This is a genomic window from Micromonospora sp. NPDC051006 (assembly GCF_044456245.1).
Lineage (GTDB): Bacteria > Actinomycetota > Actinomycetes > Mycobacteriales > Micromonosporaceae > Micromonospora.
Genome location: NZ_JBITFP010000007.1, coordinates 118000 through 133081, shown reverse-complemented (window position 1 = coordinate 133081; position 15082 = coordinate 118000). Strand labels below are relative to the sequence as shown.

The following is a 15082-nucleotide window of genomic DNA, read 5'->3' as shown; positions in this document are numbered from 1 at the left end:
CACCCGCTGGGCGGCCCCTGTGGCACGCCCACCACCTCCTGAGGCCTGTCGCATGTCCAACGCATCCATCACCTGCTCGAACCTCTCCTTCTCCTGGCCGGACGACACCCCGGTCTTCGAGGAGCTCTCCTTCACCGTGGGCGAGGGCCGCACCGGCCTGGTCGCCCCGAACGGCGCGGGCAAGAGCACGCTGCTCAAGCTGATCGCCGGCGAGTACCAGCCCACCGGCGGCAGCGTGTCCGTCGAGGGCGTGCTCGGCTACCTCCCGCAGACCCTGCCGCTCTCCGGCGGCCTGACCGTGGCCGAGGTCCTGGGCATCGCCCCGCTGATCGAGGCGTTGCACGCCATCGAGGCCGGTGATGCCAGCGAGAAGCACTTCACCACCATCGGCAACGACTGGGACATCGAGGAACGCACCCGCGCCGAGCTGGACCGGCTCGGCCTGGGCGAGGTCGCCCTCACCCGGCGCCTGCACACGCTCAGCGGTGGGCAGGTGGTCTCGCTCGGCCTCGCCGCCCAGTTGCTGAAGCGCCCCGACGTGCTGCTGCTCGACGAGCCGACCAACAACCTCGACGTCGACGCCCGGCACCGGCTCTACGGCGTACTGGAGGAGTGGCGCGGGTGTCTGCTGCTCGTCAGCCACGACCGCGCGCTGCTGGACCGGATGGAACGCATCGCCGAACTCGACCGCGGTGAGCTGCACCTGCACGGCGGGAACTTCACCGCGTACTCCGAGGCCACCCGTGCCGCGCAGGAGGTCGCCGAGAAGAACGTCCGCAACGCCGAGCAGGAGGTCAAGCGGGAGAAGCGGGAGATGCAGCAGGCCCGCGAGCGGGCCGAGCGCCGGGCCAGCAACGCCTCCCGCAACCTGAAGAACGCCGGCCTGCCGAAGATCTTCGCCGGGACGATGAAGCGGGGCGCGCAGGAATCGGCGGGCAAGGCCCGCGAGACGCACGCCGCCCGGGTGAGCGACGCCCGGGCCCGGCTCGACGACGCGAGCCGCGTCCTGCGCGAGGAGCAGAAGATCGCCATCGAGCTGCCCGAGACGAGCGTCCCGGCCGGCCGTACGGTCTTCACCGGCGAGGGCCTGCGGATCCGCCACGGTGAGCGGGAACTCTTCGGCGGCGACGGCGTCGACCTGACCATCCGGGGACCGGAGCGGATCGCGCTCTCCGGCGCCAACGGCGCCGGCAAGTCCAGCCTGCTCCGGTTGATGAACGGCGACCTGGAGCCGCAGGGCGGCCAGCTGAAGCGGGCCGACGGACGGGTCGCGTACCTGTCGCAGCGCCTGGACCTGCTGGACCTCGACCGCACCGTGGCGGAGAACCTCGCCGCGTTCGCCCCGGCGATGCCCGAGGCGCAGCGGATGAACCTGCTCGCCCGGTTCCTGTTCCGCGGCTCCCGCGCCCACCTGCCCGTCGGCGTGCTCTCCGGCGGCGAACGGCTGCGCGCCACCCTGGCCTGCGTGCTCTTCGCCGAGCCGGCCCCGCAGCTGCTGCTGCTCGACGAGCCGACCAACAACCTCGACCTGGTCAGCGTGGCCCAGCTGGAGAGTGCGCTCGGGGCGTACCGGGGGGCGTTCGTGGTGGTCAGCCACGACGAACGGTTCCTGCACGAGATCAAGGTGGAGCGGTGGCTGCGGCTCGACGGCGGTCGGCTGCGGGAGACCGGCGCGCCGGACGTGGCCTGACCCCCGACCCGCCGTGCCGCGCCCTCGGCCAGGGCGCGGCACGGCGGTGACCCCGGTCTGCGCAGCGCGGGCGAGCGCTCAGCGGGGAGACGCGGCGATCTCGACGCGGTCGCTGTCCTTGTCGGAGAGGAAGGATGCCAGCGCCTGCCCCTGCTCGGCCACCGCCGTGCGGTCGGTTCGCGTGAAGCGGCGCAGCGGCGTGACCGTCACGGTGCCAGCCGTCACCGTCCAGGTCGCGGCGACCCGGCCGTCGAGCAGGACGACGCGCGCGCCGGCGACCGACAGGTTGCGGTGGGCGTCGTCGACGATCCGGCTGCGGTCCTGGTAGCCGAGGAGCGCGTTGTCGAACGCCGGCAGGAACCGCACCGGCGCGGGGGTGTCAGGGTCCGGGCGCGGCGCGTCGGGCAGGTCCAGCAACACCCGGCCCCGTTCGTCGCGGAAGCTGACCAACTCATCGCGGACCGCGGCCACCGCGGCCGGCAGTCCGGCGAGCCCGCACCAGGCGCGCAGGTCGGCCGTGGTGGCGGGACCGAACGCGGCGAGATAGCGCCGCACCAGCGCTTCGCCGACCGGATCGGAGCCTTCCGGGGCTGGCGGGTCGATCTCGCGCCCCAGCCAGGAGGAGAGCATGGCGTTGCGCACTCCCGCCCTCGTACGCCACAGCCCGCGCGGGGGCAGCTGCACCATCGGGACGAGGGCGGCGATCAGCATCTCGCCCAGCGCCCGCGCTCCCGGCCGCGGCCAACGCTCGGCCAGCGCCCGCGCCAGCTCGGTCATCGAGCGGGGCTCGTCGTCGACCATCACCGCCCGCCCTGCCGCGGCCAGCTCGTCGAGGTCCACCCCGGCGAGCTCGTCGCGGTAGGCCCCGAGTACCCGTTGGCGCAGCATGGTGTCATGGCGGGCCCGCCAGGCCAGGGCGTCGCCGGCGGTGAGCAGGTGGACGGTACGGCGCATCAGGTGGGTCCGCACCACGCTGCGCCGGGTCAGCAGGTCCGAGAGCACCGCCGGGTCGAACGCGCGCAGCCGGGACCAGAGCCCGACGAACGGCTCCTGCGGTTCCTGCGCCTGCAGACCGCAGAGGTGCGCGACGGCGTCGAGGACCGGTACGTCGGCGTGATCGAGCAGCAGCTGTCGGGCGAGCGTCGCGCGGTTGAGCGCCCGGGTGTCGAGAACGGTCATCGGCTGATGCCGGAGCAGCTCGTCGGGCGGTCGAGGGTCGACGGGGTGGGTGCGGTCAGGGCGTTCGGCCCCTTCAGGTTGCGGTCGTTGACGGGCACGCGACAACAGTCGCAGCAGAAGCGGCCAGGAAGTGGCCGCTTCTCGGGGCAGGATGAGATCCATGCTGAAGACCTCGGCGCGACTGCTGTCGTTGCTCTCGCTGCTGCAGGCGCGCCGGGACTGGCCGGGGGCGCTGCTGGCCGAGCGGCTGGGGATCAGCCCGCGCACCGTGCGCCGGGACGTCGACCGCCTGCGGGAGCTGGGCTATCCCATCGTGGCCGTCAAGGGACCCGACGGTGGCTACCGGCTCAACGCCGGCAGGGACCTGCCTCCGTTGCTCTTCGACGACGAGCAGGCCGTCGCGCTGGCCATCGCACTCCAGATCGCCACCACCACCGGCGCCGGCATCGAGGAAGCAGCGGTGCGAGCGCTGAACACCGTCCGGCAGGTCATGCCCGCGCGGCTGCGCCACCGCATCGACACTCTCCAGGTGACCGCCGTCGAGCGGTCGACCCGACCGGACCCGAAGGTCGACAGTGGCGTGCTGATGGCAGTCAGCGCCGCCGTGCACGCCCGCGAGGTGCTGCGCTTCGACTACACCCCGGCGTCCCCACCGGCGGTGCCCGGCGACGGCGCGCAGCGCCCGCCGCGGCGGGTGCAGCCCCATCACCTCGTCACCTGGGGCGGGCGCTGGTACCTGGTCGCCTGGGATCTCGACCGCGAGGACTGGCGCACCTTCCGGGCCGACCGGATCACCCCGCGTACCCCCACCGGGCCCCGCTTCACCCCACGCGAGCTGCCCGGGGGTGAGGTGGCCGCCTTCGTGGCCAGCAGGTTCCAGGGCTCCGAAGGCACCGGCGACTGGCCCTGCCGCGGCGAGGTGATCCTCGACCTGCCCGCCGCCGCCGTCTCCCGCTACATCCGCGACGGGGTCGTCGAGGAGCTGGGGCCGAACCGGTGCCGGCTCGTCCTGAGTTCGTGGTCCTGGCCGGGCCTGGCCGCCAGCATCGGCAGGTTCGACGCCGACATCGAGGTCATCGGTCCGGCCGAGCTCAGGGACGCCTTCGGGCAGCTGGCCCGCCGCTACGCCAGCGCCGCGACAGACGTACCCGCTCCGCCGCGACCAACCCCGTGAGACCGGGAGGTCGGATCGGGGGTGGAGACGGCGGGCCTGGACGACCAAAAGGAAAGGCAAGAAGATCTACTCCCTGCCACCTTGAACATATAGCAGACTGGGGGGCTTGCCGCAAGACCCGGGTCGCGTTGCAGAATCGTCGGCCGGACCAGGAGCGGACGAAGACACGGGGGCACGACGTGCGCGTTGGAGATGAAGGCGCCGGGGATCCGATCGGCCAGCGCAAGTCGACGGAGCACGGCTACCACGGAGGTGTCTCGATGAGCGAGCAGTACGTGGTGGGTCTTCACGAGGTTGACCAGACGCAGGTCGCCGTCGTTGGTGGCAAGGGCGCGCACCTGGGGGCGCTGTCCCGGATCGACGGCGTCCGCGTGCCGGCTGGCTTCTGCGTGACGACCGACGCCTTCCGGCGGATCATGGCGCAAGCGCCCTCGATCGACGATCGGCTCGATCAGCTGTCGCGCCTGAGCCCGGACGACCGTGCGGCGATCCGCACGCTCAGCGCGGAGATCCGCCGGACCATCGAAGGGATCGCCGTCCCGGGCAATCTCGCGACGACGATCACCCGCGCTCTCGCCCAGCTCGGCGAGCAGGCCGCCTACGCCGTCCGATCCAGCGCGACGGCAGAGGACCTGCCGACGGCCTCCTTCGCCGGCCAGCAGGACACCTACCTCAACGTCGTGGGCCCGGCGGCGATCCTCCAGCACGTCAGCCGGTGCTGGGCCTCGCTGTTCACCGAGCGGGCCGTGACCTACCGCCAGCGCAACGGCATCGACCACCGCACAGTTCACATGGCCGTGGTCGTGCAGCAGATGGTCTTCCCGCATGCGGCCGGCATCCTGTTCACCGCCGACCCCGTCACGGGCAACCGGAAGGTCGCCTCCGTGGAGGCCAGCTTCGGCCTCGGCGAGGCCCTGGTCTCCGGCCTGGTGAACCCGGACGTCTACAAGGTCCGCGACGGCGAGGTCGTCGCCAAGACCGTCGGCGCCAAGCAGCTCGCCATCCACGCCTCGCCAACGGGCGGGACGCAGGAACAGGCGATCGACCCGCAGCGGCAGGACCAACCGGCGCTGACGGATGCGCAGGTCGTACGGCTCGCGCGGCTCGGCCGGCGGATCGAAGCCCACTTCGGCCGGCCCCAGGACATCGAATGGTGCCTGGTCGACGACAGTTTTTGGATCGTCCAGAGCCGGCCGATCACCACGCTGTTCCCCATACCCGAGTCCGGCGACCGGGAGAACCGCGTCTACCTCTCCGTCGGCCATCAACAGATGATGACCGATCCGATGAAGCCCCTCGGGCTCTCCTTCTGGCAGATGACGACCCCGGCGCCCATGGCCGAGGCCGGCGGCCGCCTGTTCGTCGACGTCACCCAGCGGCTTGCCTCGCCGACGAGCCGCGCCGGCTTCCTGGAGCTCGTGGGAAAAGGTGATCCACTGACCGGGGACGCGCTGCAGACCATCCTCGAGCGCGACGGCTTCATCCGGCCGCTGCCTGACGAGGGTCCGCCCGGGCCACTGGCTGGCGGCGCGCCAGCCCCGATCGAGACCGATCCGGCCATCGTCACCGAGCTGATCGCACGCAGCGAGGCATCCGTCGCCGCCTCGGCAAGCGAGATCCGGACGAAGTCCGGAGAGGCGCTGCTCGACTTCATCCAGGCGGACATGCAGGAGCTGAGGCGGATCCTGTTCGATCCGCGCAGCCATCAGGTTTTCATGTCGGCAATGGAGGCCACCTGGTGGCTCAACGAGCAGCTGGAGGCCTGGCTGGGCGAGAAGAACGTGGCGGACACGCTCACGCAGTCCGTGCCCCACAACGTCACGTCGGAGATGGGGCTGGCGCTGCTGGGCGTCGCTGACGTGATCCGCCCACATCCGGAGGTGGTGGCGTTTCTGCAGCACGTCGAGGACGAGGGTTTCCTGGACGAGCTGCCCAAGCTCCCGGGCGGGCGGGAAGCGCGGGACGCCATCGAGGCCTGGCTCGACAGGTACGGCATGCGCTGCGCTGGCGAGATCGACATCACGCGGCCCCGTTGGCGTGAACGCCCCTCCACGCTCGTGCCCATGATCCTCGGCAACATCAAGAACTTCGAGCCGGGAGCCGGCGAGCGGCGCTTCGAACAGGGCCGGCAGGAGGCCTGGGAGAAGGAGCAGGAGCTGCTGGAACGCTTGCGGGCCCTGCCGGACGGGGAGGGCAAGGCCGAAGAGACGAAGCGGATGATCGACCGGGTCCGGACCTTCATCGGGTACCGGGAGTATCCGAAGTACGGCATGGTCAGCCGCTACTTCGTGTACAAGCAGGCCTTGTGGGAAGAAGCCGACCGCCTCGTGCGGGCCCACGTGCTTCGTGAGCGGGAGGACATCTTCTACCTCACGTTCCAGGAGCTCCACGATGTCGTTCGCACGAACCGGGTGGACGACCAGCTCATCGGCCGGCGCAAGGAGGCGTTCAGGTCGTATCAGGCGCTCACGCCGCCCCGGGTGCTCACGTCGGATGGCGAGGGCATCGCCGGGGCGTACCGACGCGACGACGTGCCGGCCGGCGCGCTGATCGGCCTACCGGTCTCCGCCGGGACCGTCGAAGGGCGGGCCCGCGTCATCCTGGACCTGGCACGGGCCGATCTCGAACCGGGCGACATCCTCGTCACGGCCCACACGGACCCCAGCTGGACGCCCCTCTTTGTCGCCATCGCCGGCCTGGTCACGGAGGTCGGGGGATTGATGACTCACGGCGCGGTGATCGCACGGGAGTACGGACTGCCGGCCGTCGTCGGTGTGGCGGATGCCACCCGGCTGATCGCCGATGGGCAGCGGATCCGCGTGCACGGAACCGACGGGTACGTCGAGATTCTGCCCTGACGGTTCTGGCCCACGGCCGCGGAGCCCTGTCGACCCTCATGGAAGGGTCCCGGTAGCGCCGACCATGTCTCGGTCGAAAACCGATTGAGCCTTCTTTCCGCGGTCCCGTAGGTTGCCCTCCAACCCATCCCGGTGAGGACAGAGGACACAACCGCGTGACCCCGCCTGCTCTTTAGACCTGACACCTTCTTCCGCTCACCTGTAGCCGACGCTCCCGTCGGCTACGCCGGGCTGCCCTTGTGCGCCCGGTCAAACAGCGTTCGAGGCCGCGCCTGATCGGCCTCGTGTCAGGTCTAGAGAGATCAGAGACCATGTCTTCACAACCTCATATCGTGCTGCCCTGGGTCGTTCGTCGGACCAGGCTGCCCCTCCTCTCGTTGCGGTGCGTGGACTGCCGTTCGGAGTCGGCCACCACCGGCGAGGGCAGGTTCCGCGTCAACGCCAACGGCAAGCTGCTGGACGTGTGGCTGCTGGTCCGCTGCGTGTCCTGCGATCGGACGAGCAAGCTCACCGTGCACGAGCGAACGCCGGTCAGGTCCTTCGATCCGGCCGAACTGCACGGCTACGGCGTCAACGATCCGGAACTCGTGGCTGCCAGGTTGTTGGATCCGCTGCTCGCCCGGCGCAACCGCTTCACCCTGGACTGGACGGGGGCCTGGCGGCTGGACACCCCGCCGGCGCGGCTCGGCGAGGCGTGGCCGGTCCAGGTGGAGGTCGTCTTCGAGGATCCGATACCGGTGCGCCCGGAACGGCTCATCGCGCACGGGCTCGGCCTGAGCCGACCCGAGGTACTGCGCCGGATCAAGTGCGACATTCCGCTGCGCCGTACGACGAGCGCCGGCTTCACCTGCCGAGAGGGCCCGTCCGCCTGGTCTTGTATTCGCGTTGATGGCCGGTCCAGTCAGCGGTGGATGAGTGAACCGACGCACCGCCCCTACGACGGGAACCAGGTTGCCTGGTCCCCACACCTGAGGCAGCCTTCGCGGCATGATCGAGACGCGTGTGCTGACCGAGGGCGATTGGAAGGTCTGGCGGGAACTGCGGCTCGCCGCGCTGGCGGAGGCGGCGTACGCCTTCGGTTCCCAACTCGCCGACTGGCAGGGCGACGGCGACCGGGAGGAACGCTGGCGCAGTCGGCTGGCCATCCCCGGCTCCTACAACATAGTCGCGACGCTCGACGGGCAGCCCGTCGGCATGGCCAGCGGGGTGCCGACCGATCAGGACGGCGTTGTCGAGCTGATCTCGATGTACGTGGCGCCGGTGGGACGTGGCCGGAGCGTGGGCGACCACCTCGTGCGGGCGGTCGAGCAGTGGGCTCGGCAGGTGGGCGCGGGGACGCTGCGCCTGGCCGTGGTGGAGGGCAACAAGAACGCCTGGGCGCTCTACCAGCGGAACGGCTTCCGTGACACGGGTGAACCCGGCGACCTCATGCCGGACGGCCTGCGTCGGGAGCACATCATGGCCAAGAGACTCACCTCCGCCGAGAACACGTCCTGAGTCGCCACGAACCCACCGCCTGAGCATCGACCGTCACCAAACGGACGGCACGCTATAGCTCGCGGCAGAGCTTGATCAGCCCTCACTTCTTGGCGTTGTTATTGGTCTGGAAACTACGGACGGGCCGAGGGGCGGTGATCACCTCGAGCACGCCGCGCGGGCCGTCGCGCTATTGCCGTTGCCCCGTGGCGGTACGCGAACTAGGGTCGTCGACGTGACTGCCGGGTCGGCCATTGGCCACAACCGAGTAAGGCACCCGGCCGCCGGGTGACCGTGCGGCGGGCCCGTGGCCCGCCATCCCCGCCGTCGCCTGCCGCCCGGTGTCCCGACCGGGCCCCTGTCGCCCAACGGCTTGCGGCCGCACCGGCCGCGCCTCCCACATCCACGCCGTGCCGCCCCATGCGCTAAGCGCGAGGCGGCGGCGTTTCCTGTCTACCGCCGAGCATCGAAAGCGGAGCATGTCGAACGAGTTCAACCAACAGATCATCGACGAATTTCGCGCCAACGGGGGCCGCGTCGGTGGCCCCTTCGTGGGCGCCCGACTGGTCCTGCTCACCACCACCGGAGCGCGTACCGGCGCGCCGCACACCACCCCGGTCGGATACCTGCCCGACACCGGCGGCCGGATCTTGGTCATCGCCTCGGCGGGCGGTGCGCCACGGCACCCGGACTGGTTCCGCAACATCCTGGCCGATCCGAAGGTCACCGTCGAGGACGGCACCTTCACCTACCAGGCCCGCGCCGTGGTCCTCGGTGGGTCGGAGCGCGACGAGGTCTTCGCCCGAGCGGTCGAGGCCGACCCGGGCTGGGCCGCGTACCAGGAGAAGACGAGCCGGGTGATTCCGGTGGTCGCGCTCGAGCCGGTCACGGTCGGGCCACCGGAGGCGGCGTCCTGGGGCGCGGCCCTGATCCGGATCCACGACGCGTTCCGCCGTGAGCTGGCGATCATCCGCCGCGAGGCCGCGGAGTCGGGCCCGCGGCTGGGCGTGCAGCTGCGGGTGAACTGCCTGGCCATCTGTCAGGGGCTGCACCAGCACCACACCCACGAGGACGACGGGATGTTCGTCGGGCTGGCCGCGCAGCGTCCCGACCTCGGCCCGACCCTGGAGCGGCTACGCGCCGAGCATAACCGGGTCGCCGTCCTGATCGAACGGCTCCAGACGGTGGTCGGTGACGTCACTGTCGACCCGGCCGAGGTCCGCCGGGAGGTCGAGCAGCTCACCGACGAACTCGAACGCCACCTGGCGTACGAGGAGGAGCAGCTGGTTCCGGTCCTCGACGGGCTCGGCTGACCACAGATGTCGCTGCCCAACCCGCGCGGCGGCCATGGCCATGGCCACCAGTTCGCCGCCAGCGTCGGGTCGGACAGCAGGAGTGATAGATGCGCGTCAGCATGGTCATCCCGTGGGCCGCCGGGCGACGGATTTCCGGGTGGCACCGCCGCCGGGGTGGGGAAATCCGCTGTCGGTTGTCGGAGGGGGGGTGGTACAAAGCCGCGGTGAAAGAGACTCTGGAGTTCGCTGACCTGTTGCGGCTGATGGACGAACGATCGACCGCTTTCCGGGCGGCGGTCGCTGCGGCACCCAGCCTCGACGTGCGGGTGCCGACCTGCCCCGAGTGGACGTTGTTCGACCTGGTGCAGCACCTGGGCGAGGGGCGCCGCAAGTGGGCCGCCATCGTGGCCGCGGGGCCCGCCGACGCTCCGCCGGCGATGTCCGCCCCGGTGGCGCCCCGGGAGCGCGAGGCCCTGCTGGCCTGGTTCACCGGGTCGACGGGGGAGCTGCTGGACGCGCTGCGGGAAGCCGGCCCGGATCGTGGTTGCTGGACATGGTGGGGTGATTCGCAGTCGCCGCAGACGACTGGTGCCGTCGCCCGGCACCAGCTCCAGCAGGTCGCCGTGCACACCTACGACGCCCAGGTCGCCGTGGGTGCCCCGCAGCCGCTACCAGAGGAGGTGGCCCTCGACGGTGTCGACGAGTTCGTGACCACCTGCGTCGCGACGACGGCCGCGTGGCCGCACAACCCCGCGGTCGTCGACTACCACGCCACCGAGGGCCGTTCCTGGCGGCTCTGGTTCTCCGCCGACGGCGCCCGGGCCGCCCGCCTCCCCACGCCGGTCGCCTACGAGGGCCCGGAGGCGGCCTATGTCTCCGCCCGGGGCACGGCCAATGAGCTGGTCATGTTCTGCTACGGCCGAATTCCGATGGACTCGCTGCGGCTCGATGGCGACCGTCGCGTCTTCGAGCAGCTGATCGCCTGGGAGCCGGAGGAATAGGACGCGACGACGGACCCACGGCCCTGCGCCGACCTCGGATCCCTGCGAGGTTGCTGCGGCCTTGGCCTCGGGGTGCACGAGGTGGCGTGTCGTCGGTTGTCACACGGACGGGTCCCAGGCGATGAGCTGGTCGAAGATGCGACGGTCGCCGTCCAGCTCCAGCTTCAGAGAATCCGGCGGTATGCGGCCGTAGAAGAACAGGACCAGGTCACTGGCCGTGCCCCGGGCGGAGGCGTCGGCCGTGTCCGTGTACGGGTCCTCGCCGGTAGCGGACGCGCCGAGGCGGGCGGCCCGTGCGCCGTCGCGGGACAGCCGGAGGCGCCAGGAGCGGCCCTCGGTGGCGTGGTAATCGACGATGGCGGGTTCGTGTGGCCAGGCGACATCCGTCGAGCAGAGGGTGAACTGGCAGTCGTCGAAACCGTCGAGGGCGACCTCCTCTGGTAGCGGCTGCGGGGCACCCACGGTGAGCTCGACATCGTAGGTGTGCACCGCGATCTCGGGAACCTGGCGCCGAGCCCATGCACCGGAGGTTTGCGGTGACTGCGAGTCACCCCACCACGTCCAACATCCGCGGTCCGGGCCGGCCTCGCGCAGCGCGCTCGTCAGCTGCCCGACGGACTCGGTCCACCAGGCCAGGAGAGCCTCGGGTTCCCGAGGCGCACCCGTGCCGTCCTCCCAAGCGGACTTTTCCGGGGGAGCGTCTGCGGGCCCTGCGGCGATGATGGCGGCTGATTTGCGGCGGCCCAGGCCGACGTGTTGCACGAGGTCGAATAGCGTCCGCCCGGGATGGGTCGGCACCTGCAGGTCGAGGCTGGGTGCCGCGGCGACCGCGGCGCGGAAGGCGGTCGACCGTTCGTCAATCAGCCGCAGATGATCAGGGAACGTGAGAAGCTTGTGCACCCCGGTCTTCTATCACTGTGCTCCGACGACCGGACAGCGATTTTCGCAACCGACGCGGCGGGCGCCGCGGCACTTATACGTGCCCTTGGATAACGCGGGCGCCCCTTCCTCAGATCGGCGATCCTCAGAAGGCATCCGCACCGCTCACGCTGCGGTGCGCGGGTGGTGGGTTCTCTGTTGCGGGTGTCCATTCGTCGATGTCGTCGGGCCAGGGGTGCGGGGCGGCCGTCGTGGGCAGCCGCAGGGCACGGCGGCTTGGTCGATCGCGGCTTCGGCGGCGGGTTCGGTCATGGGGCGGCGGGCTCGGCTCACGAGACGGCTCCTTGCGACGGTGGTGGCTGTCCTGCTCGCCGGCAGCGCAGCATCTGGTCGTAGTGAGCGACCGAAGGCAGCGGGCGGCTGTCTTTCGGCAGCGCGGCCAAGCGCCGTTCGGTGAGGCTGACGACCCGCCGGTGTTCACTGCTGCCCGCGGCAGCGTCGCCGTCGCCGGAGGGAACGGACTTTCCTCAACCCGGGACACCAGCGGCGCGCCCTGCGTCCACATTATCGGATTACCGGTATTAGTAATCCAATAATGTGGACGGACAGTTCGGACATAACGTCACTACATCATAATGACAGTTATGTGCGGTGTGCCTCGGGATGCGACCGAGACTGCTCCGGCAAGTAGCTGACCGTGCCCTGGCTCAAGGTCTCAGCCGGGGGCACGGTGTCGGCTGAATGCGGCACCTAGGACAGAGCTGCCGCAAGGTCGGTAGCGGCCTCATACGCAGCAGCAGCCCGTGTGGCTTCGTCCGCGCTCAAAGCGACACGGTCAACACGGGCCAGCATCTCGACCGCCGTGGCCGGATCGTTCAGGACGATCGCAACCTCAGCGCGGTAGACGAGCACCTCCACCAACGCGACGGGGTCGTCATCTGCCTCGGGACGGGCCAACGCACTGTCAAGAATCCGAGCCGCCTGCCCGGCGTCCCCTCTGGAGTCGGACTGCACGACGGCGTTCGCCATCGCCTTGCCCAGCCGCCCAGTCGGCGCCGGCGCGGGGGAGGCCAGAGCGTTTTGGAAGACGCGGATCCAGTTGCCGCCAGGATCGATGACGCTGAAGCCGCTCAGCCCGTCGGCGTTCTTCCGCGCCCGGGGCCGGGTCATCCGCGGCGTCCCGGAGACCAGCACCTTGCCGTACGTGGCCCGCATTCCCGCCGCGAAAGCCCGGTACAGCTGCCCCGTGTCCGGGGTCAGCACGATACACGAACCGTAGGACTGCGCCGGATCGAACCCCGCGATCTCGAAGAACTGCAGATGTAGATCTTCACGTTGCAACCCCACGGCAGGGTTGGGCTTGCGCTGTTTGTAAGTGGTGTGGAAGCCGAGCACCTCGTAGAAGGCGACGATGTCGTCAATAGAGGCGCAGGGCAGCAGGGGAACGGTTACCTCGTTGGTCACCCGTACTTCGTAGCCGTCGTGAATGGGCGCGCGCACATGGAAATAACCGATCGTCAGCCACAGACGACTAAACGGCCGATATAGCGGCGGGGCCGCCGTTGATCGTTTGTGACACAGAATCCTGTATTCTCTGTCACAAGGCCGATGATCAGCCTTTGGTCTGGAAACTACGGGCGGGCCTCGGGGCGTCGCAGTGCCGCCGAGGCGATGACGCAAATTCCGTCGCTGGTCTGCACCGCACGGTGGCCGCCTGGCGCAGGTCGCCAAGCCGAGCCATCAGCGGCGTTTCGCCCGTCGTGCTTGGCGTAGCCCGTAACAGGCCCTCCTCCCGCCAACCGTCCAGCCGTTACGGTGCCGCGGTGAGCACAACTGGAAAGATTCGGATTGCCGTCGCGCAAACGGAGGTCACCACGGTTCCGGCTGCAAACGGCGCTGCAATCCGAGCCGCGATGCGCGAGGCCGCTGACCTGGGGGCACGCCTGGTTCACCTCGGCGAGGGCGCCCTGTCCGGCTATGCCGGCGCTGCGAAGCCGTACTACGCCGGATGGCGTATCGATTGGGCGCCGGTCACCGAGGAGCTGCACCGCACGATGGCCTTGGCCGCGGAGCTCGGTGTCTGGGTCGTGGTGGGAGGCAACCACCGGTTGTCCGGCGATCATCGACCGCACAACTCGCTGTGGGTGATCAACGATCGTGGCGAACTGGCCGACCGATATGACAAGCGGTTGCTGTCCTACGCTGAGCTCACCAGTTTCTACACGCCCGGCGACCACGCCTGCGCCTTCGAGGTGGACGGGTTCCGGTTCGGGTGCCTGGTCTGCATCGAGGTCAACTTCCCCGAGCTGTGGATGGAGCAGCGGTCTCTCGGCGTGGACTGCGTGCTCTTCTCCACGTTCTCCGAGGACCCGATCTTCGAGGTCATCGCCCGCGGGCACGCTGCCATGAACGGGTTCTGGGTCAGCATCGCTCTGCCCGCCGAGTGCGCGCCAGCCGGGCCGTCGGCGGTGGTCGGCCCGCACGGCTATTTGCTGCGGCACGCCCGTCCACATGGGCCTGATGTGATCTGCGTTGACCTTGACCGTGGCGACCCCGCGCTCGACATCGCACTGAACAAGGCCCGGCCGTGGCGAGACACCGCACGTGCCGGTGACATCTACGCCGCGGGCCGGGTCAGCGATCCCCGCAGCACCGATCGCACTGGTGTCTGATGGCACCATGCCCGACAAACCCGGGGGAGGCTGGCTTGTCGGTGCTCGGATCTAGTATGCGGAGCATGGCGCGGTATGTCGACGAGGATCTACACGGTGCGGAGTTCCGCGAGTGCGATCTGACCGGGGCACGCCTGATCGGCGTCGTCATGCAGGATGCCGTGATCGACGGGCTCATCACCAACCTCGTGGTGAACGGTGTCGAGGTCACCGAGTACGTCGAGGCAGAGCTCGACCGGCGTCATCCGGTGCGGGTGCTGATCCGCTCCGAGGACCCTGCCGATCTGCGCGAGGCATCGCGTCAGCTGCATGCCGGCTGGGCCGCCACGATCGAGCGAATCCGCCGTACGCCCGGCATCGAGCGCCGCAGCGTGAACGACGAGTGGTCGGCGGTGCAGACGATGCGCCACCTGGTCTTCGTCCACGACTCGTGGTTCCGCCGCTGCTGCCTGGGCTCGACGGAGCTGTTCACGCCGATGGGCATCGGGACGACCGTGGAGCCCTACCGTGCAGCGCACGGGCTTGACCTCTCGCTCGATCCGACCCTCGACGAGATCGTGAGCGTGCGTGACGCACAGGCCGCCGAGCTCGAGGCCTGGCTCGACGAGGTCACCGCTGTGCAGCTCGCAGCGCGAGCGCCGGTGCCCGACGACGATGTCTGGCCGCCGTACGCCCGGGGCCGCTTGGTGCGGCAGTGCCTCGGCACGGTGCTCAACGAGACCTTCGAGCACCACGGCTTCTGCGTCCGCGACCTCGACCTGATCGAGGCACAGGACGCTGAGTAGGGCCGGCTACGGCCTCAGCATCTTGCGGACGCGGGCATCGCTGACCGTCTGCACGGTGCCGAGCTGCTAAGCC

11 protein-coding genes and 1 pseudogene are annotated in these 15082 nt (G+C 70.0%); 9 read left to right on the top strand and 3 right to left on the bottom strand.

From position 1 onward, the window contains the following. The first annotated feature begins 52 nt into the window (after window positions 1-52). The gene (gene abc-f, locus ACIBBA_RS14570) at window positions 53-1690 is read left to right on the top strand and encodes a ribosomal protection-like ABC-F family protein (protein ID WP_396697285.1); all 1638 of its coding nucleotides are present in this window, start codon (window positions 53-55) and stop codon (window positions 1688-1690) included. A 78-nt stretch (window positions 1691-1768) separates the two neighbouring features. On the opposite strand, the gene ACIBBA_RS14565 is transcribed toward abc-f, so the two are convergent. Further along, complete coding sequence (locus tag ACIBBA_RS14565; protein ID WP_396697283.1) at window positions 1769-2869, bottom strand: winged helix DNA-binding domain-containing protein; 1101 nt, start codon at window positions 2867-2869, stop codon at window positions 1769-1771. Between the two features lie 160 nt (window positions 2870-3029). On the opposite strand from ACIBBA_RS14565, the gene ACIBBA_RS14560 reads away from it, so the two are divergent. The 6 genes and pseudogenes from ACIBBA_RS14560 to ACIBBA_RS14535 all read left to right on the top strand — a co-directional run bounded on the left by ACIBBA_RS14560 (window position 3030) and on the right by ACIBBA_RS14535 (window position 10673). Then, on the top strand, window positions 3030-4043 hold the full coding sequence (locus ACIBBA_RS14560; protein ID WP_396697281.1) for a helix-turn-helix transcriptional regulator: 1014 nt from the start codon (window positions 3030-3032) through the stop codon (window positions 4041-4043). A 260-nt stretch (window positions 4044-4303) separates the two neighbouring features. After that, window positions 4304-6901, top strand: coding sequence for a rifamycin-inactivating phosphotransferase (rph, locus tag ACIBBA_RS14555; protein WP_396697279.1), 2598 nt, complete (start codon window positions 4304-4306; stop codon window positions 6899-6901). A 311-nt stretch (window positions 6902-7212) separates the two neighbouring features. Further along, window positions 7213-7698 (top strand): annotated as a pseudogene (locus ACIBBA_RS14550) (DUF1062 domain-containing protein); the annotation flags it as partial. A 190-nt stretch (window positions 7699-7888) separates the two neighbouring features. Next, window positions 7889-8398, top strand: a complete 510-nt coding sequence (locus ACIBBA_RS14545) for a GNAT family N-acetyltransferase (protein WP_396697277.1) — start codon at window positions 7889-7891, stop codon at window positions 8396-8398. A 458-nt stretch (window positions 8399-8856) separates the two neighbouring features. Continuing rightward, window positions 8857-9690, top strand: coding sequence for a nitroreductase/quinone reductase family protein (locus tag ACIBBA_RS14540; RefSeq protein ID WP_396697275.1), 834 nt, complete (start codon window positions 8857-8859; stop codon window positions 9688-9690). Window positions 9691-9896: 206 nt separating this feature from the next. Beyond that, entirely contained in the window at window positions 9897-10673 is a 777-nt protein-coding gene (locus ACIBBA_RS14535; protein WP_396697273.1) for a maleylpyruvate isomerase family mycothiol-dependent enzyme, read from the top strand. A gap of 99 nt (window positions 10674-10772) precedes the next feature. Here the strand turns inward: ACIBBA_RS14535 and ACIBBA_RS14530 are convergent, their stop codons facing one another. Both ACIBBA_RS14530 and ACIBBA_RS14525 read right to left on the bottom strand, forming a co-directional pair. Next, window positions 10773-11573, bottom strand: coding sequence for a maleylpyruvate isomerase N-terminal domain-containing protein (locus ACIBBA_RS14530; RefSeq protein WP_396697271.1), 801 nt, complete (start codon window positions 11571-11573; stop codon window positions 10773-10775). A gap of 729 nt (window positions 11574-12302) precedes the next feature. Next, on the bottom strand, window positions 12303-13016 hold the full coding sequence (locus ACIBBA_RS14525) for a VOC family protein (protein WP_396697269.1): 714 nt from the start codon (window positions 13014-13016) through the stop codon (window positions 12303-12305). Between the two features lie 359 nt (window positions 13017-13375). Between ACIBBA_RS14525 and ACIBBA_RS14520 the strand changes: the two genes are divergently transcribed. Further along, a complete protein-coding gene (locus tag ACIBBA_RS14520) occupies window positions 13376-14224 on the top strand; it encodes a carbon-nitrogen hydrolase family protein (protein ID WP_396697267.1) in 849 nt (282 codons plus the stop codon). Window positions 14225-14289: 65 nt separating this feature from the next. Next, window positions 14290-15009 (top strand): DinB family protein, encoded by a 720-nt coding sequence (locus ACIBBA_RS14515; RefSeq protein ID WP_396697265.1) that lies wholly within the window; start codon window positions 14290-14292, stop codon window positions 15007-15009. Window positions 15010-15082: the final 73 nt, after the last annotated feature.

Coding starts and splice junctions, on each gene's coding strand:
- ACIBBA_RS14540 (WP_396697275.1), top strand. CDS start 8,857: ATGTCGAACGAGTTCAACCAACAGATCATCGACGAATTTCGCGCCAAC.
- ACIBBA_RS14515 (WP_396697265.1), top strand. CDS start 14,290: ATGGCGCGGTATGTCGACGAGGATCTACACGGTGCGGAGTTCCGCGAG.
- ACIBBA_RS14565 (WP_396697283.1), bottom strand. CDS start 2,869: ATGACCGTTCTCGACACCCGGGCGCTCAACCGCGCGACGCTCGCCCGA.
- ACIBBA_RS14560 (WP_396697281.1), top strand. CDS start 3,030: ATGCTGAAGACCTCGGCGCGACTGCTGTCGTTGCTCTCGCTGCTGCAG.
- ACIBBA_RS14545 (WP_396697277.1), top strand. CDS start 7,889: ATGATCGAGACGCGTGTGCTGACCGAGGGCGATTGGAAGGTCTGGCGG.
- abc-f (WP_396697285.1), top strand. CDS start 53: ATGTCCAACGCATCCATCACCTGCTCGAACCTCTCCTTCTCCTGGCCG.
- rph (WP_396697279.1), top strand. CDS start 4,304: ATGAGCGAGCAGTACGTGGTGGGTCTTCACGAGGTTGACCAGACGCAG.